Source organism: Sorangium sp. So ce185, assembly GCF_051526825.1.
In the GTDB taxonomy this organism is placed as follows: domain Bacteria; phylum Myxococcota_A; class Polyangia; order Polyangiales; family Polyangiaceae; genus Sorangium; species Sorangium cellulosum_D.
The window spans coordinates 12,171,483-12,186,463 of the sequence record NZ_CP150316.1 but is presented as its reverse complement, the minus strand read 5'-3'; the positions used below and the strand labels follow the sequence as shown (position 1 = coordinate 12,186,463).

The window sequence follows — 14,981 nt, the reverse complement described above, 5'->3', positions numbered from 1 at the left end:
CAGCAGCCGGTCGCTGCGGCGCCCGAGCTGGCAGCCGCCGCGCCTGCGCAGGCCGAGACCGAGGCGAAGGCGCACGGCTTCCGGCGCAAGCTGGTCGGCAAGGTGACCAGCGACAAGATGGACAAGACGGTCACCGTCGAGGTCATCCGGAACGCGCTCGACCCTGTGTACAAGAAGTACGTCCGTCAGCGGGAGCGCTACAAGGCGCACGACGAGACGAACCAGTACAAGGTGGGCGACCGCGTCGAGATCACGGAGCACAGGCCGATCTCCCGCGACAAGCGGTGGCTCGTGACCAAGCTCGTTGCCCGGCCGGTGGAGGAGTAGCGCCATGATCCAGGTGTCGACGCATCTCGAGGTCGCGGACAACTCCGGCGCCCGAATCGTGAAGTGCATCAAGGTGCTCGGCGGCTCGCGCCGCAAGTACGCCGCGCTCGGCGACGTCATCGTCGTGTCGATCAAGGAAGCGCTGCCGGGGACCAAGGTGAAGAAGGGGGACACGGCGCGCGCCGTCGTCGTCCGCACCGCCCGGGAGTACCTCCGCTCGGACGGCAGCTACATCAAGTTCGATGGGAACAGCGCGGTCCTCATCAACAAGGAGAAGGAGCCGATCGGCACCCGCATCTTCGGGCCGGTCGCTCGCGAGCTGCGCGCGAAGAAGTTCATGAAGATCATCTCGCTCGCGCCGGAGGTCCTCTGATGAAGCGCCTCAGGGTCGGTGACCTCGTGCAGGTCATCAGCGGCAAGGAGCAGGGGAAGCAGGGCCGCATCACCAAGATCCTCGCCGACGAGGAGCGCGTGGTGGTGGAGGGCCTGAACACGGTGACCCGCCATCAGCGGCCCACGCCGCGGAATCAAGAGGGCGGGAAGATCACCAAGGAGGCGCCGATTCACGCCTCCAAGGTCATGCCGGTCGATCCGGCGACGGGCAAGCCGACGCGCGTGAAGGTCCGCGTCGGTGAGGACGGCAAGAAGACGCGCGTCGGCAAGAGCGGCAGCGCGATCGGTGTGGGCTAGCCATGGCGGACAAGAAGGACAAGGACAAGGCGGCCAAGGACGGCGGCAAGGGCAAGGACAAGCCCAAGCCGCAGCAGGCCAAGCCGCAGGCGCCCGCCAAGAGCAAGGAAGCCAAGGGCGCGAAGGGGAAGGGCGCGGAGGCCGAGGCCGCCGAGCCGACCGAGGCGCGCCCGCGCGACCCGAACTACACCCCGCGGCTGCGCACGCACTACCAGAAGTCCGTGACCGCCGCGCTCTCGAAGCGGTTCGGCTACAAGAACCCGATGATGGTGCCCCGCCTGCAGAAGGTGGTGATCAACATGGGGCTCGGCGCCGCGGTGCAGAACCCGAAGATCATCGACTCGGCGGTCGAGGACATGCGGGCGATCTCCGGCCAGAAGCCGGTGGTGACCCGGGCCCGGAAGTCGATCGCGACGTTCAAGCTGCGCGAGAACCTGCCCATCGGGGTGATGGTGACCCTGCGCGCCGAGCGGATGTGGGAGTTCGTGGATCGCCTGATCTCGTTCTCGCTGCCGCGCGTCCGTGACTTCAAGGGCGTCAGCCCGAAGGGGTTCGACGGCAAGGGCAACTTCACGATGGGCCTGCGCGAGCAGATCATCTTCCCCGAGATCGACTACGACAAGATCGACGTCGTGAAGGGGCTCAACATCTCGTTCGTGACCACGGCGAAGACGGACGAGGAAGGACGCGCGCTCCTCACCGAGCTTGGCATCCCGTTCCGGCATTGAGGGATTTTCGATGGCCCGTGCAAAAGAGTTTGCGAAGCTGAACCGTCCGCCGAAGTTTTCTACGCGGCACAAGAACCGTTGCAAGGTGTGCGGGCGCTCGCGCGCTTACTACCGCGACTTCGAGCTCTGCCGTGTCTGCCTTCGGTTGTTCGCGCTCCGTGGTGAGCTCCCTGGTGTGATCAAGGCCAGCTGGTGATTCTATGATGACCGATCCCATCGCCGACATGCTGACCCGCATTCGCAACGCGGCGCTCGCGCGGCACGACCGGACCGAGGTCCCCGCGAGCCGCATCAAAGCTGCGGTCGCGGAGATCCTCAAATCCGAGGGCTTCATCGCCGACGTGCGCGAGACCGAGGGCGAAGGTCCCAAGAAGCTGACGATCGTGCTCAAGTACGGGCGCGACCGCCAGAGCGCGATCGACGGCGTGCGCCGCGTCTCCCGCCCCGGGCGCCGCGTGTACGTGCGCCACGACAGGATCCCGCGCGTGTTCAGCGGGCTCGGGATCTCGATCCTGAGCACGTCCCGCGGGCTCATGAGCGACAGGGATGCGCGCCGCCTGAAGGTGGGCGGCGAGCTGCTCTGCGAGGTGTGGTGATGGAAGCTCAGGCGAACACAGCCCAGCCTGCGAAGGGCAACGCGAACGGTGACAGCCGGCTCGCGACCAAGACGTCGCGCGTCGGCAAGCGTCCGATCGATCTGCCGAAGGGGGTCACCGCGACCGTCAACGGCCGGAAGATCGACATCAAGGGCCCGAAGGGGCAGCTCTCCCGCGCGATCACCGACAAGGTGGACATCAAGCTCGAGGGGGCCAAGCTGCACGTGAGCTCGGTGGCGCCGGGGCGCGACGGGTCGCGCCTCCAGGGGCTCACGCGGGCGCTCGTGGCCGCGATGGTGAAGGGCGTCGCCGAGGGGTACGAGCGGACGCTCGAGCTCAAGGGGACCGGCTACCGCGTCGAGCTCAAGGGCACGACGCTGAACTTCGCCCTCGGCTTCTCCCACCCGGTGACGTTCGCGGTGCCGGCGGGCCTGACCGCGACGATCCCGGCGGACTCGAAGGGCACGGTCCTCGTCCTGACGGGCGCGGACAAGGAGCTCATCGGGCAGACGGCCGCGACGATCCGCGGCTTCAGGCCGCCGGAGCCGTACGGTGGCAAGGGCGTGCGGTACCGCGGCGAGCGCGTGCGGGAGAAGGCTGGCAAGGCCGGCAAGGGCGGCAAGAAGTAAAGGCGAGCAGCGGCGGCGACGCCGCTGCACCGAGGGACGAGACGGTCATGGGCATGAAAATCGTCGGTCGGGAGCGCCGGAAGCTCCGCATCCGCAAGAAGGTCGAGGGGACGCCGGAGCGCCCGCGCCTCAGCGTCTTCCGCAGCTCGAAGCACATCTACGCGCAGGTCATCGACGACGTGAGCGGCAAGACCCTCGCCCACGCTTCGACGCTGTCGAAAGATCTGAAGGGCGCGCTCGACGAGGACAACAAGGTCGAGGCGGCGAAGAAGGTCGGGGCGCTGATCGCGAAGATCTGCAAGGAGAAGCAGATCGACAAGGTCGTCTTCGACCGCAACGGCTATCTGTACCACGGGCGCGTCAGCGCCCTCGCCCAGGCGGCGCGCGAGGCAGGTCTCGATTTCTGACTCCCACAGCCGCTGCCCTGATGGTGAGGGCGGCGGGCGCGGTCAACTGCCGCGGCGGAGAACGTGATAGAGGACGGTTATGGCGTTCGATCATGTCGACGAAGAGAAGCTGAAAGAGCGAGTCATCCACATCAACCGCGTCGCCAAGGTCGTCAAGGGCGGCCGGCGTTTCAGCTTCTCGGCGCTGGTCGTGGTGGGCGACGAAGCGGGGCACGTGGGCGTCGGCCTGGGCAAGGCCAACGAGGTGCCGGAGGCCATCCGCAAGGGGAACGACCAGGCTCGCAAGAACCTGTTCCGCATCCCGCTCGACGGTGTGACCATCCCGCACGACTCGTTCGGCCACGTCGGGGCGGGCAAGGTCCTGCTGAAGCCGGCCAGCCCTGGGACGGGCGTCATCGCCGGCGGCGCGGTGCGCGCCGTCGTCGAGTCGGCGGGGATCCACGACGTGCTGTCGAAGTCGCTCGGCACGAGCAACCCGCACAACGTCGTGCACGCGACCGTCGCGGCGCTCCGCGGGCTCAAGAGCCCGGAGAGCGTCGCCGGGAAGCGGTCGATGCAGCTCGACTCGCTCGACTACCAGCGCCGCGGCGGCACGACCACCGCGGGCCGCCGGCGCGCGAGCGTGGCGCCCCCCGGGCCGGGCGGCGCGCAGGGCGGCGGCGGTGGCGGTGAAGGAGGCTCGCAGTGAAGCTCCGCGTACGTCAGAAGGCCAGCAACATCGGCCAGGTCGAGCACACCCGCAAGGTCATCAAGGGGCTCGGCCTGCGCGGGCCGGGGTCCGAGGTGGTCGTCGCGAACACGCCCTCGTTCCGTGGCATGGTGAAGAAGATCCTTCACCTGGTCGAGGTGGAGGAGGTCGCCGACGAGGCAACCTCCCCGAAGTCCTGAGAAGCGAGATCGTCATCCCCGCGGAGCTGCCGCGTACGGAAGTGTGAAACATGGACATCCTCTCTAAGCTTCAAGCCCCTGAAGGCGCCGTAACCAAGAGGCTCCGCGTCGGCCGCGGCGTGGGGTCGGGCGTCGGCAAGACCTCTGGCCGCGGACAAAAAGGGCAGAAGGCGCGGGCGGGCGGCAACATCAACAAGAAGCACTTCCAGGGCGGGCAGACGCCGATCCAGCGCCGCCTCCCGAAGCGTGGCTTCCGGAATCCGCTCGCGGACATCGTCGCCAACGTCAACGTCGGCGCCCTCGAGGCGTTCGACGACGGCGCCCAGGTCGACGTGGCCGCGCTCCAGGCGAGCCGCCTCGTGCAGGGCCGTTTCGACGTCCTGAAGATCCTCGGCAGCGGCGAGCTCACGAAGAAGCTCACGGTGACCGCGCATCGCTTCTCCAAGGGAGCGATCGAGAAGATCGAGAAGGCGGGGGGCAAGGCGGTCGTGCTCGCGTCGCCCGCCTCCCAGGACAACTCGACGGGCTCCTCGTCCTCGTAGCCAGCGCGCACGCGCCCCCACCAAGCCGGAGTCCAGGATCGCCTATGGCCAGCCTCGCGGGAATCACCAACTTCCACAAGATCCCCGAGCTCCGGCGACGCGTGATCTTCACCCTGGTGATGCTCGCGGTCTACCGGGTCGGCGTGTTCGTGACGACCCCGGGCGTCGACCGGAACGCGATGCGGCAGTACGTCGCGAAGCAGTCCGGGGGGCTCATCGGCTTCTTCAACATGTTCTCCGGCGGAGCGCTGGAGAACCTGTCGATCTTCGCCCTCGGGATCATGCCGTACATCTCGGCATCGATCATCATGCAGCTCATGGGCATGGTGTACAAGCCCATCGACGAGCTGCGAAAAGAGGGCGAGCAGGGGCGCCGCCGGCTCGATCAGTACACGCGGTACGGCACGGTCGCGCTCTCGCTGTTCCAGGCCTTCTCGATCGCGAAGATGCTGGAGGGCCTGTCGAGCAGCGAGACGGGGGCCGGCATCGTGAACCACCCCGGCATCGGCTTCCAGCTGATGACGGTCATCACGCTGACGACCGGGACCGCGTTCCTGATGTGGATCGGCGAGCAGATCACCGAGCGCGGGGTCTCGAACGGCGTCTCGCTCCTGATCTTCGCGAGCATCATCACGAGCATCCCCGGGCAGATCGGCAACTACTTCGCCCAGAACGCCGGCGATCTCCAGCCGCTGACGATGGCCGCGATCGCCGCGTTCATCGTGTTCGTCATCGGGGTCATCGCGTTCTTCGAGAACGGCAGGCGCCAGATCCCGATCGTGTACTCGCGGCGCCAGGTCGGCCGCCGCGTGTACGGCGGGCAGACGGCGCACCTGCCGCTCAAGGTGAACACCGCCGGCACCATCCCCCCCATCTTCGCGTCGTCGCTGCTGATGTTCCCGCAGACGCTCGCGAACATGAACGTGCCCGGGGCCGACGCGCTCCAGGCGATCATCAACCGGGGGGACTGGGTCTTCAACACCGGCTACGCGCTGCTCATCATCTTCTTCTGCTTCTTCTACACGAACGTCACGTTCCAGCCGGTCGACGTCGCCGAGAACCTGAAGAAGCAGCAGGCAAACATCCCCGGGATCCGGCCAGGCAAGCAGACGGCGGACTACATCCACCGGGTGATCCAGCGGATCACCGTGGGCGGCGCGCTCTACGTCGCCGCGGTGTGCGTGGTCCCCTCGATCGTCGGCAACCTGCTGCGTGTCCCCTTCGGCTTCGGTGGGACGTCGCTCATGATCGTCGTGGGCGTCGCGCTCGACACGGTGAACCAGCTGGAGGCGCACCTGATCACGCGGAGCTACGAGGGGCTGACGGGCCCCGGTGCCACCCGCATCCGCGGCCGCAGGCTGCCGGAAGCGTGACGGAGGGCAAATGATCTTGGTTCTTGTGGGGCCTCCTGGAGCTGGGAAGGGTACGCAAGCGAAGCTGCTGTGCTCGCGCTTCGGTATCCCGCAGATCTCGACCGGCGACATGCTGCGCGAGGCCAAGCGTGCGGGCACGCTGGAGAAGCGTTACCTGGACATCATGGACTCCGGCGGGCTCCTGCCGGATGAGGCCGTCATCGGTCTCATCGCCCGGCGAACGGTCGAGTCCGATTGCAGCAACGGTTTCCTCCTGGACGGATTCCCCAGGACGGTGCCCCAGGCGACCGCGCTCGACGAGCTCCTCGCCAGCCAGGGCGGCAAGCGGATTGATGCGGTGCTCCAGCTGGACGTTCCGCGCCCCCTGCTCGAGGAACGGCTAATCCATCGCCGGACCGACAAACGCAGTGGACAGATATATCATCTCGTTTATAATCCGCCGCCCCCCGGTGCGGAGCTAGAGCATCGGGCCGATGATCGGCCCGAGGCTGTTGCCAAGCGGCTCGATGCCTACGATGCGATGACGGCTGCCCTTCTCCCGTTTTACGAGCAGAAGCAGCTGCTGCATCGCGTCGACGGGGTCGGGAAGCCAGAAGAAGTCACGCACAGGGTGCTGTCGGCCGTCGGCCGATCGGGCTCGGGTGGAGAATGAGGCGTAGCAAACAAGCCAGACCGCCGAAGGAACCGAAGGGCGACAAGCTCGAGTTCGACGGCGTGGTTCAAGAGGCCCTGCCGAACGCCATGTTTCGCGTGAAGGCGGACAACGGCCTGGGCGTCCTCGCGACCATCAGCGGCCGGATGCGGCAGTACTACATCAAGATCCTGCCGGGCGACCGCGTGACCGTCGAGGTCTCGCCGTACGACCCGAGCCGAGGCCGGATCACGTACCGGCACAAGTAACGTAGTTTTTTGAGGAATCTGGAGGCTCCCCGTGAAGGTGCGCCCGAGCGTCAAGAAGATTTGCGACAAGTGCAAGGTGGTGCGGCGGCGTGGTGTCGTTCGGATCATCTGCGAGAACCCCCGCCACAAGCAGCGCCAGGGGAACTAGCTCTTTCGGCGGAAGCCCGCCCTCGTTTTGGTTTGGAGTAACCATGGCTCGTATCGCTGGTGTCGATCTCCCGCGTCGGAAGCATGTCGCCTTCGCCCTGCCGTACCTCTACGGCATCGGGCGGACTCTCGCGTTGCAGATCTGCGAGAAGACCAACATCGCGCCGAACAGGCGCGTCGAGGAGCTCAGCGACGCCGAGGTGAAGGCGATCCGCGACCTGCTCGACGCCGAGTACAAGGTCGAGGGCGACCTGCGGCGCGAGGTGCAGCTCAACATCAAGCGGCTCATGGACCTCGGCTGCTACCGCGGGCTCCGCCACCGGCGTGGCCTCCCGGCGAACGGGCAGAGGACGCACACGAACGCGCGGACCCGGAAGGGTCCGCGCAAGGGCATGTTGCAGCGGCGTCCGGCCGCTACGAAGTGACGAGCGGGGATTAGGACGCCATGGCGCAAGCGAAGACGGCTGCCACCACCACCAAGGCCAAGCAGAAGAAGAAGGTCAAGAAGAATGTCGCCGCGGGCATCGCGCACATTCAGTCGACCTTCAACAACACGGTCGTGACGATCACGGACATCAACGGCAACGCGATCGCGTGGTCGTCCGCTGGCGCTCGCGGCTTCAAGGGATCGCGAAAGTCGACGCCGTTCGCCGCGCAGCTCGCGGCGGAAGAGGCCGCGCGGCGGGCGCAGGAGCACGGGATGCGTTCGGTCGCCGTGTTCGTGAAGGGCCCGGGGGCCGGGCGCGAGAGCGCGCTCCGCGCGCTCCAGACCGCTGGCTTCAAGGTGACGCTGATCCGCGACGTCACGCCGATCCCCCACAACGGTTGCCGGCCGCCGAAGCGGCGCAGGGTTTGAGGTAATTCACGATGGCTCGCTACATTGGTCCGGTCTGCAAGCTCTGCCGCCGCGAGGGGATGAAGCTCTACCTCAAGGGAGAGCGGTGCTACTCCGAGAAGTGCGCGTACACGCGGCGCCCGTATCCGCCCGGCCAGCACGGCCAGGGGCGCATCAAGCTGAGCGAGTACGCGGTGCGCCTGCGCGAGAAGCAAAAGGTGCGGCGCATCTACGGCGTGCTCGAGCGGCAGTTCAGCGGGTACTTCCAGGAGGCCAACCGGCGCAAGGGCCGGACGGGCGAGGAGATGCTCGCGCTCCTGGAGCGGCGCCTGGACAACGTGGTGCACCGGATGGGCTTCGGCTCGTCGCGCGCCGAGGCGCGCCAGCTCGTGCGGCACGGGCACGTGCACGTGAACGGCAAGCGGCTGGACATCCCGAGCTACGTGGTGCGGGCCGGCGATCGGATCGAGCTCACCGAGGGGGCGCGCAAGTTCAAGAGCGTCCTCGCGTCGGTCGGGGGCGCGGACAAGCGCCCGGTCGCGAGCTGGATCGACGTGGATCGCGCGGCGTTCACCGGCGCGATCAAGGGCGCCCCGATCCGCGAGGATCTGAACGAGCCCGAGATCCGCGAGCAGCTCGTCGTCGAGTACTACTCGCGCTGAGCGCGAGGGCGGCGCGGAGGAGGGCAGCGCCACGAGCGCACCTTGCGGGGTGCGCTCGTTCGCTGCCGGCTCCCCTCCGCGTCGTCTTCCTGCGCGCGGGCGCGCAGGCGCATGGAGCCAAGGATGCGGGCAGGAGGCGGCGCCGACCGGTCGAGTGCGGCCGCGGCGTGAGACCTCCGCGCAAACCTCATGAAGGAAGGAGATCGCCATGACGATGAACAACCCGAACCTCACGATGATCGCCCGGAACTGGCGCGATCTGATCCGGCCCAAGGGCATCTCGATCGACGCGGAGAGCGGGACCCAGTTCTACGCCAAGTTCACGTGTGAGCCCCTGGAGCGCGGCTTCGGGATCACGATCGGCAACTCGCTGCGTCGGGTGCTGCTCTCCTCCCTTCAGGGGGCGGCGGCGACGGCCATCCGCATCGAGGGCGCGCTGCACGAGTTCACCACCGTGCCGGACGTGGTCGAGGACGTCAGCGACATCATCCTCAACGTCAAGGAGGTCGTCTTCAAGGCGGCGACCCCGAAGACGTACTCGGTGCGGATCGACCGCGAGGGCCCCGGGCCCGTGTACGCGCGCGACATCCAGCTCGTGGACGGGCTGTCGGTGCTCAACCCCGACCACCTCATCGCCGTGCTCGACAAGAAGGGGCCGCTGTCGATGGAGCTCACGGTGAACGTGGGCCGCGGCTACGTGCCCGCCGAGCGGAACAAGACGCCGACGATGCCCATCGGGACGATCCCGATCGACGCGCTGTTCTCGCCGATCCGCAAGGTGAACTACACCGTGCAGAACGCCCGCGTCGGGCAGGTGACCGACTACGACAAGCTCACGCTCGAGGTCTGGACCAACGGCTCGGTCTCGCCGGCGGACGCGGTCGCCTTCGCCGCGAAGATCCTGAAGGAGCAGCTCTCCATCTGGGTCAACTTCGAGGAGAGCGAGGAGACGAGCTACCAGGCCGTGATGAGCGACGACGAGCCGCTCAACGAGAACCTGTTCCGCTCCGTCGAGGAGCTCGAGCTCAGCGTCCGCTCCGCGAACTGCTTGCAGAACGCGAACATCACGCTCATCGGCGAGCTGGTGCAGCGGACCGAGCAGGACATGCTCAAGACCAAGAACTTCGGTCGCAAGTCGCTGAAGGAAATCAAAGAGATCCTCGCGAACATGGGGCTCTCGCTCGGGATGAAGATCGACAACTGGCCGCAGCTCCTCGAGCGCTGGAAGGCGCAGCAGGCGCAGGCGTGAGTCGGTACTGAGGGAACGTCATGCGTCACAAGAAAGCGGGCAGGCAGTTTGGTCGGGACACCTCCAGCCGCAGGGCGATGCTTCGCAACCTGACGGCGAACCTGATCACCCACGAGCGGATCGAGACGACCGACGCCAAGGCGAAGGAGCTGCGGCGCGTGGCCGAGCGGCTCATCACCAAGGCGACTCGGCTCGGCAAGGTCGCGTACACCGCGCACGCGGAGCTCAGCCCTGGCGACAGGGCGCGCCGGCTGCACGCCGAGCGGCTCGTGGGCAGCTACATCCCTCGCTGGGGGGTCGCGACCGATGGCAAGAAGGTCGACATCATCGCGAAGGTGATGATCGATCTCTCGAAGCGGTTCGAGGGGCGGCCGGGTGGCTACACGCGGATCATCAAGCTCGGGCCGCGCCGCGGTGACAGCGCGCCGATGAGCCTCATCGAGTTCATCGACGCGCCGCCGGTGGAGGACGCGCCCGCGCAGGCGGCCGAGCCGGTCGCCGCGGCGGAGCCGGCCACCCCGGCGACGACCGCCGGCTGAGCCGGAGGCAAGCCGGCGCCCAGCGGCGCCGGCGCAGCGTTGCAGAGAGAACGCCGGGAGAGCCAGGAGCTCGCCCGGCGTTTCTGCGTTGTGCGCCCGGCGCGCGCGGCGGCCGTCGTGTCGCGAGCTCACCGCGGATGATTCGGGTGGGGCGTGATGCGCCCTCTAATTGTAAAATTTGTAAAATTCTGCTGTGGGTGCGGATTCGGGCGCGGACCGTGGCTCAGCGGCCGAGCGTTCCGGCTTCAGGTGCGCCGTCGTCTCGCGGCTCCGCCGGCTCGATCGGCTGGACGGGAGGGGCAGGGCTTGCCTCCGACGCGGAGGCGGACAGCGCCGGGTCGGACGACGCCGTGGCCTCGCTGTCCTGCCTCGGGGACAGCGCCGGGTCGGACGACGCCATGGCCTGCCGAGAAGGAGCGCTGTCCTGTCCCGGAGAGGGCGCCGGATCGGACGACGCCACGGCCTGCCGAGGAGGAGCGCTGTCCTGCCTCGAGGACGGCGCGGGCGCGGGAGGCGCCGGCGGCTGCGGCGCGGCGCTGGGCTGCGCTCGAGGCGGCTCTGCACCGAGAGACGCCGGCGGCTGCGGCGGCGCGGCGCTGGGCTGCTTCGCGGACGGCGCCGGATCGCTCCTGCGGCGGGCGATGAAGAACATCGCGAGCAGGGCCGCGAAGCCGACGGCGCCGGCGGCGATGTAGCGGTTCTTCAGGCTCTTCCGCTCGGCGACCTTGTCCCCGAGGGACGCGAGCGCCGCCCTCGCCCCGGCGTGGCCCGGATCGAGCTCGATCGCCCGCTCGAGCACGAACTTGTCCGGCGTGCCGCGATCGATGAGGAGCGCGCCCTCGAGGTACGCGATCTCCGCCTCGATCTTCGGCGCGTGCTCGCCGGTCGGGTCGAGGCGCAGCGCTTTGCGCAGCATCGCGAGCGCGTCCTCGCGCCGATCGGCCGGCATCGACCTCGCGCGCTCGACGTAGGGCCCCACCATCTCCTTGCGGCGCTCGAAGAGCGGCGCGCGGGCGAGCACCCGGTCGAACGCGTCGGTCGCCTCGGCGAGCTTGCTCGCGCTCGCCGCGGCGACGCCCTCGTCCATCAGCTTGTACACCTCGGCGAGCCGCGCGCGATCGTACGTCGCGAAGAGCTCGCGCGCGATCCGGTCCCACGACCACTCGCGCGGCGGCTTGTCGCCGGTGAGGTTCAGGTACGCGTCGCGGAGCTGCCAGACGCCGGGCTCGCCGATCGCGGCGATCGCCTCGCGGGCGGCGTCGCGCAGCCGCGCGCGATCGCTGTTGCAGAAGCTCAGGATCACGCGCATGGCGTCCACGTCCCGGACGCGGCCGTAGGCGCGGAGCACGTCGGCGAGGATCTGCGTGTCGTTCGACGCGATCGCCTCGCCGGGGATCGCCCGGCCGAGCAGATCGAGCTGCTTGTTGGCCCACCGCTGGACGATCTTGGCGTCGTGCTGGCGCGCCTCGATCAGCGCGGGGACCGCCTTGTCGCGCAGCTTGGCGACCTGTCGCTGAAGATCGATGCGGAGCAGCTCGCCGAAGTAGGCGTGCAGCGCGATGAGCTCGCGGACCGCCGGCGTCGTGCCGTCGGCGGCGAGCATCCGCACCATCGCGAGCAGCTTCACGACGTCGCGCCACGCGCTGTCGCGCGGCCGCGGCGTGGCGAGCAGGAAGTCCAGCCAGTCGCCCTCGGCGTCGTCCTTCTCGTCGCCGGCGCCCTTCTTCGCGCCCTTGTCGTCCTTCTTGGCGTCCTTGGCGTCGGCGCCCTTCTTCGCGCTCTTGTCGTCCTTGGCGTCCTTCTTGGCGTCGCCCGCCCCCTTCTTTGCGTCGCCCTTCTTGGCGTCCTTGGCGTCGGCGCCCTTCTTCGCGCCCTTGTCGTCCTTCGCCTCCGCGCCCTTCTTCTTGCCGTCGGGCGCGTCGTTGCCGCCCTTGTCGCCCTTCAGCGCTTTGCGCCCCTCCCGGCGCGCCTCGGCGAGCACGCGGGGCGCCGCGTCGCGATCGATCGAGCCGCGGATGTCCTGCACGCGGAGCCGCACCGCGTCGACGATGCCGGAGATCGGCTCGTCGAGCGCCGCGCGGGCGTTCTCCCGCGCGCGGGCGTCCTGCGACGTGATCTGGTCGAGCACGCGATCGAGCTCGCGGACCGCGGTGATGTCGGGCTCGGGGCGGGCGATCGGGGCGAGGCGCGGGAGCTCCGGGAGCGCCGACGAGGCCGGCGCGGCGGCGCCGGCGTCGCGATCCACGGCGGCGTGCGCCAGGGGCGGCGCGAGCGGCGCGGCCGCGACCAGGCTGAGCAGGACGAGCCACGCGCACCGCGGGCCGCCCCGCGGCGACCGCCGCGCGCCCGCGCTCCTCGGATCCGACGCGCCGCGTGCCAAGCGCCTCAATCCGTGATGCGAAAGTCGAAGAAGTCGCCCGAGAAGCCGCGCCACCGGACATCGACGCGCTCGACGCGCGCCGCGCTCGGGCCGCGGTTCGCCCAGGCGATGAGCTCCTTGAGCTCGTCCTCCTCCCCCTCGGCGAGCACCTCGACGCTGCCGTCGGAGCGGTTTTTCACCCAGCCGGTGAGGCCGAGCCGCTTGGCCTCGCGCTGCGTGGAGGCACGAAAGAAGACGCCCTGGACGCGACCGCGGACGAACAGCTGAACCTGTTTGAGCCCCATGGAACCAGCTTGACTTAGCCGCGCGTTCCGAGGGAGGCAACTTCGGGGAGCGCCGGGGCGCCGCCGGTAGTTCGCCCCCGCCGTTCCGCGCGAGCGCGGCGCGGTCGACCCCGCGGCCGTGCCTCCCGGCGCGCATTGACAGAGCAGACGCGCTTGATAGAGTCGCCGCCCGATCGGCAAGCGCAGCCCGCCGATCGAGCGACATGAACGTGAGGGCGCCGGTTGCGTGGCGAGCCCTCTTCCCCCTGGCGACCCGCCGACATCGACGACATGCTCGGCCCCGCCTCGGGCCCGACCCGCTAGACCCCCCCAACCAGAAACCATCGACCGACGGCCTCCACGCCCTTGACAGGGCGCGCGCTGTCGCATCCTGGAGCTTTCCGACTCATGCACCTCAGGGAACTGAAGCAGAAACCGATGGCCGAGCTCGTCCAGATGGCGAAGGGGCTCAACATCGAGGGCGCTGCCGGGCTGCGCAAGCAGGAGGTCATCTTCGCGCTCCTGCAGGCCCACGCGGCGCAGGACCAGCCGGTCTACGGCGAGGGCGTGCTCGAATGCCTGCCCGACGGCTTCGGCTTCCTCCGGGCGCCGGACTACAACTACCTGCCGGGCCCGGACGACATCTACGTCTCGCCGTCCCAGATCCGGCGCTTCAACCTCCGCACCGGCGACAGCGTGAGCGGCTCGATCCGGCCGCCCAAGGAGCGCGAGGCGTACTTCGCGCTGCTCAAGGTCGACAAGATCAACGGCGAGCCCCCCGAGGTCGCCCGCGACAAGATCCTCTTCGACAACCTGACGCCGCTCTACCCGCAGCAGAAGTTCAACATCGAGAACGGGACGAAGAGCTTCTCGACCCGCATCATCGACATGCTCTGCCCGATCGGCAAGGGGCAGCGCTGCCTCATCGTCTCGCCGCCCCGCGCCGGCAAGACGGTCCTGCTCCAGCAGATCGCCAACGCGATCTCCTCGAACCACCCGGACACCACGCTGATCGTGCTGCTCATCGACGAGCGCCCGGAAGAGGTGACCGACATGCAGCGCACCGTGAAGGGCGAGGTGATCAGCTCGACCTTCGACGAGCCGCCGACGCGGCACGTGCAGGTGGCCGAGATGGTGATCGAGAAGGCGAAGCGCCTCGTCGAGCACAAGCACGACGTCGTGATCCTGCTCGACTCGATCACCCGCCTGGCGCGCGCCTACAACACGGTCGTCCCCCCGAGCGGCAAGATCCTCTCCGGCGGCGTCGACTCGAACGCGCTGCACAAGCCGAAGCGGTTCTTCGGCGCCGCGCGCAACGTCGAGGAAGGCGGGTCGCTGACCATCGTCGCCACCGCGCTCGTCGACACGGGCTCGCGCATGGACGAGGTCATCTTCGAGGAGTTCAAGGGGACCGGCAACAGCGAGATCCACCTCGATCGCAAGCTGATGGAGAAGCGGATCTTCCCCTGCCTCGACATCAACAAGAGCGCGACCCGCAAGGAAGAGCTGCTCCTCCCGGAGTGGATCCTCCAGCGCGTGTGGCTGCTCCGCCAGCTCCTGCATCCCCTCAACGTCATCGACTCGATGGAATTCCTCCTGGACAAGGTGAGCCGCACCGAAACCAATCAGGAATTCCTCGAGAGCATGAACCAGTAGCGGCGCGTCGTAGGGGCGCTCCCGGCGGACGTCGGGAGCGCTCTCTTCCGCGCGAACGGGTCGCGCAGGGGACCGCGCGCGCGCTCCTCCGGCCGAAGTCGTGTTAGCGTCTGCTGGTGACCGCGAAGGCGGAACAACGCACGAAAGCGCTTCAGGCTCGGGTACAGGAG

At 68.5% G+C, this 14,981-nt stretch carries 23 protein-coding genes; 21 read left to right on the top strand and 2 right to left on the bottom strand.

Annotation, left to right across the window (positions count from 1 at the left end):
* The first annotated feature begins 27 nt into the window (after positions 1–27).
* From rpsQ to rplQ, 20 genes are all read left to right on the top strand, one after another.
* A complete protein-coding gene (gene rpsQ, locus WMF26_RS44925; RefSeq protein ID WP_061628603.1) occupies positions 28–327 on the top strand; it encodes a 30S ribosomal protein S17 in 300 nt (99 codons plus the stop codon).
* Between the two features lie 4 nt (positions 328–331).
* Positions 332–700, top strand: coding sequence for a 50S ribosomal protein L14 (gene rplN / locus WMF26_RS44920; protein ID WP_020740977.1), 369 nt, complete (start codon positions 332–334; stop codon positions 698–700).
* The gene (gene rplX, locus WMF26_RS44915) at positions 700–1,017 is read left to right on the top strand and encodes a 50S ribosomal protein L24 (protein ID WP_061628600.1); all 318 of its coding nucleotides are present in this window, start codon (positions 700–702) and stop codon (positions 1,015–1,017) included. Before rplN ends, rplX begins: the two co-directional genes overlap by 1 nt.
* 2 nt (positions 1,018–1,019) lie before the next feature.
* Positions 1,020–1,745 (top strand): 50S ribosomal protein L5, encoded by a 726-nt coding sequence (gene rplE / locus WMF26_RS44910; protein ID WP_437952164.1) that lies wholly within the window; start codon positions 1,020–1,022, stop codon positions 1,743–1,745.
* Positions 1,746–1,755: 10 nt separating this feature from the next.
* Positions 1,756–1,941: a type Z 30S ribosomal protein S14 gene (locus tag WMF26_RS44905; protein WP_080682593.1), complete on the top strand. Its 186-nt coding sequence runs from the start codon at positions 1,756–1,758 to the stop codon at positions 1,939–1,941.
* 4 nt (positions 1,942–1,945) lie between these two features.
* Positions 1,946–2,341 (top strand): 30S ribosomal protein S8, encoded by a 396-nt coding sequence (rpsH, locus tag WMF26_RS44900; RefSeq protein WP_061609602.1) that lies wholly within the window; start codon positions 1,946–1,948, stop codon positions 2,339–2,341.
* Positions 2,341–2,970, top strand: a complete 630-nt coding sequence (rplF, locus tag WMF26_RS44895) for a 50S ribosomal protein L6 (RefSeq protein WP_437997730.1) — start codon at positions 2,341–2,343, stop codon at positions 2,968–2,970. Before rpsH ends, rplF begins: the two co-directional genes overlap by 1 nt.
* A 47-nt stretch (positions 2,971–3,017) precedes the next feature.
* Entirely contained in the window at positions 3,018–3,377 is a 360-nt protein-coding gene (gene rplR, locus WMF26_RS44890) for a 50S ribosomal protein L18 (protein ID WP_020740972.1), read from the top strand.
* Positions 3,378–3,456: 79 nt separating this feature from the next.
* Positions 3,457–4,065, top strand: coding sequence for a 30S ribosomal protein S5 (gene rpsE / locus WMF26_RS44885; RefSeq protein ID WP_437952162.1), 609 nt, complete (start codon positions 3,457–3,459; stop codon positions 4,063–4,065).
* Positions 4,062–4,265 carry a 50S ribosomal protein L30 gene (rpmD, locus tag WMF26_RS44880; RefSeq protein ID WP_061609605.1) on the top strand — a complete coding sequence of 68 codons (204 nt, stop codon included), beginning with the start codon at positions 4,062–4,064 and terminating at the stop codon, positions 4,263–4,265. Before rpsE ends, rpmD begins: the two co-directional genes overlap by 4 nt.
* Before the next feature lie 50 nt (positions 4,266–4,315).
* The gene (rplO, locus tag WMF26_RS44875) at positions 4,316–4,807 is read left to right on the top strand and encodes a 50S ribosomal protein L15 (RefSeq protein ID WP_437997729.1); all 492 of its coding nucleotides are present in this window, start codon (positions 4,316–4,318) and stop codon (positions 4,805–4,807) included.
* 44 nt (positions 4,808–4,851) lie between these two features.
* On the top strand, positions 4,852–6,180 hold the full coding sequence (gene secY / locus WMF26_RS44870) for a preprotein translocase subunit SecY (RefSeq protein WP_061628595.1): 1,329 nt from the start codon (positions 4,852–4,854) through the stop codon (positions 6,178–6,180).
* A gap of 10 nt (positions 6,181–6,190) precedes the next feature.
* Positions 6,191–6,832 (top strand): adenylate kinase, encoded by a 642-nt coding sequence (locus WMF26_RS44865; protein WP_437997728.1) that lies wholly within the window; start codon positions 6,191–6,193, stop codon positions 6,830–6,832.
* Positions 6,829–7,080: a translation initiation factor IF-1 gene (gene infA, locus WMF26_RS44860; RefSeq protein WP_020740966.1), complete on the top strand. Its 252-nt coding sequence runs from the start codon at positions 6,829–6,831 to the stop codon at positions 7,078–7,080. The genes WMF26_RS44865 and infA overlap by 4 nt, the downstream gene beginning before the upstream one ends.
* 31 nt (positions 7,081–7,111) lie before the next feature.
* Positions 7,112–7,228: a 50S ribosomal protein L36 gene (rpmJ, locus tag WMF26_RS44855; protein WP_012240549.1), complete on the top strand. Its 117-nt coding sequence runs from the start codon at positions 7,112–7,114 to the stop codon at positions 7,226–7,228.
* Positions 7,229–7,271: 43 nt separating this feature from the next.
* Positions 7,272–7,652 carry a 30S ribosomal protein S13 gene (gene rpsM / locus WMF26_RS44850; RefSeq protein WP_020740965.1) on the top strand — a complete coding sequence of 127 codons (381 nt, stop codon included), beginning with the start codon at positions 7,272–7,274 and terminating at the stop codon, positions 7,650–7,652.
* Positions 7,653–7,672: 20 nt separating this feature from the next.
* Positions 7,673–8,083 (top strand): 30S ribosomal protein S11, encoded by a 411-nt coding sequence (gene rpsK, locus WMF26_RS44845; protein ID WP_020740964.1) that lies wholly within the window; start codon positions 7,673–7,675, stop codon positions 8,081–8,083.
* An 11-nt stretch (positions 8,084–8,094) separates the two neighbouring features.
* On the top strand, positions 8,095–8,724 hold the full coding sequence (gene rpsD, locus WMF26_RS44840; protein ID WP_020740963.1) for a 30S ribosomal protein S4: 630 nt from the start codon (positions 8,095–8,097) through the stop codon (positions 8,722–8,724).
* Between the two features lie 208 nt (positions 8,725–8,932).
* Positions 8,933–9,973, top strand: a complete 1,041-nt coding sequence (locus tag WMF26_RS44835) for a DNA-directed RNA polymerase subunit alpha (protein ID WP_020740962.1) — start codon at positions 8,933–8,935, stop codon at positions 9,971–9,973.
* A 20-nt stretch (positions 9,974–9,993) separates the two neighbouring features.
* Entirely contained in the window at positions 9,994–10,512 is a 519-nt protein-coding gene (gene rplQ / locus WMF26_RS44830; protein ID WP_437952157.1) for a 50S ribosomal protein L17, read from the top strand.
* 223 nt (positions 10,513–10,735) lie between these two features.
* Here the strand turns inward: rplQ and WMF26_RS44825 are convergent, their stop codons facing one another.
* Positions 10,736–12,892, bottom strand: coding sequence for a hypothetical protein (locus WMF26_RS44825; protein ID WP_437997727.1), 2,157 nt, complete (start codon positions 12,890–12,892; stop codon positions 10,736–10,738).
* Positions 12,893–12,897: 5 nt separating this feature from the next.
* Positions 12,898–13,176, bottom strand: coding sequence for an acylphosphatase (gene yccX / locus WMF26_RS44820; RefSeq protein ID WP_012240542.1), 279 nt, complete (start codon positions 13,174–13,176; stop codon positions 12,898–12,900).
* A gap of 387 nt (positions 13,177–13,563) precedes the next feature.
* On the opposite strand from yccX, the gene rho reads away from it, so the two are divergent.
* Entirely contained in the window at positions 13,564–14,811 is a 1,248-nt protein-coding gene (gene rho, locus WMF26_RS44815) for a transcription termination factor Rho (protein ID WP_044986941.1), read from the top strand.
* Positions 14,812–14,981 lie beyond the last annotated feature (170 nt).

Excerpts from the sequence above, each read along its gene's own strand:
- rplN (WP_020740977.1), top strand. The coding sequence starts at position 332 with ATGATCCAGGTGTCGACGCATCTCGAGGTCGCGGACAACTCCGGCGCC.
- rplX (WP_061628600.1), top strand. The coding sequence starts at position 700 with ATGAAGCGCCTCAGGGTCGGTGACCTCGTGCAGGTCATCAGCGGCAAG.
- rplE (WP_437952164.1), top strand. The coding sequence starts at position 1,020 with ATGGCGGACAAGAAGGACAAGGACAAGGCGGCCAAGGACGGCGGCAAG.
- WMF26_RS44905 (WP_080682593.1), top strand. The coding sequence starts at position 1,756 with ATGGCCCGTGCAAAAGAGTTTGCGAAGCTGAACCGTCCGCCGAAGTTT.
- rpsH (WP_061609602.1), top strand. The coding sequence starts at position 1,946 with ATGATGACCGATCCCATCGCCGACATGCTGACCCGCATTCGCAACGCG.
- rplF (WP_437997730.1), top strand. The coding sequence starts at position 2,341 with ATGGAAGCTCAGGCGAACACAGCCCAGCCTGCGAAGGGCAACGCGAAC.
- rplR (WP_020740972.1), top strand. The coding sequence starts at position 3,018 with ATGGGCATGAAAATCGTCGGTCGGGAGCGCCGGAAGCTCCGCATCCGC.
- rpsE (WP_437952162.1), top strand. The coding sequence starts at position 3,457 with ATGGCGTTCGATCATGTCGACGAAGAGAAGCTGAAAGAGCGAGTCATC.
- rplO (WP_437997729.1), top strand. The coding sequence starts at position 4,316 with ATGGACATCCTCTCTAAGCTTCAAGCCCCTGAAGGCGCCGTAACCAAG.
- secY (WP_061628595.1), top strand. The coding sequence starts at position 4,852 with ATGGCCAGCCTCGCGGGAATCACCAACTTCCACAAGATCCCCGAGCTC.
- WMF26_RS44865 (WP_437997728.1), top strand. The coding sequence starts at position 6,191 with ATGATCTTGGTTCTTGTGGGGCCTCCTGGAGCTGGGAAGGGTACGCAA.
- infA (WP_020740966.1), top strand. The coding sequence starts at position 6,829 with ATGAGGCGTAGCAAACAAGCCAGACCGCCGAAGGAACCGAAGGGCGAC.
- rpsM (WP_020740965.1), top strand. The coding sequence starts at position 7,272 with ATGGCTCGTATCGCTGGTGTCGATCTCCCGCGTCGGAAGCATGTCGCC.
- rpsK (WP_020740964.1), top strand. The coding sequence starts at position 7,673 with ATGGCGCAAGCGAAGACGGCTGCCACCACCACCAAGGCCAAGCAGAAG.
- rpsD (WP_020740963.1), top strand. The coding sequence starts at position 8,095 with ATGGCTCGCTACATTGGTCCGGTCTGCAAGCTCTGCCGCCGCGAGGGG.
- WMF26_RS44835 (WP_020740962.1), top strand. The coding sequence starts at position 8,933 with ATGACGATGAACAACCCGAACCTCACGATGATCGCCCGGAACTGGCGC.
- rplQ (WP_437952157.1), top strand. The coding sequence starts at position 9,994 with ATGCGTCACAAGAAAGCGGGCAGGCAGTTTGGTCGGGACACCTCCAGC.
- yccX (WP_012240542.1), bottom strand. The coding sequence starts at position 13,176 with ATGGGGCTCAAACAGGTTCAGCTGTTCGTCCGCGGTCGCGTCCAGGGC.
- rho (WP_044986941.1), top strand. The coding sequence starts at position 13,564 with ATGCACCTCAGGGAACTGAAGCAGAAACCGATGGCCGAGCTCGTCCAG.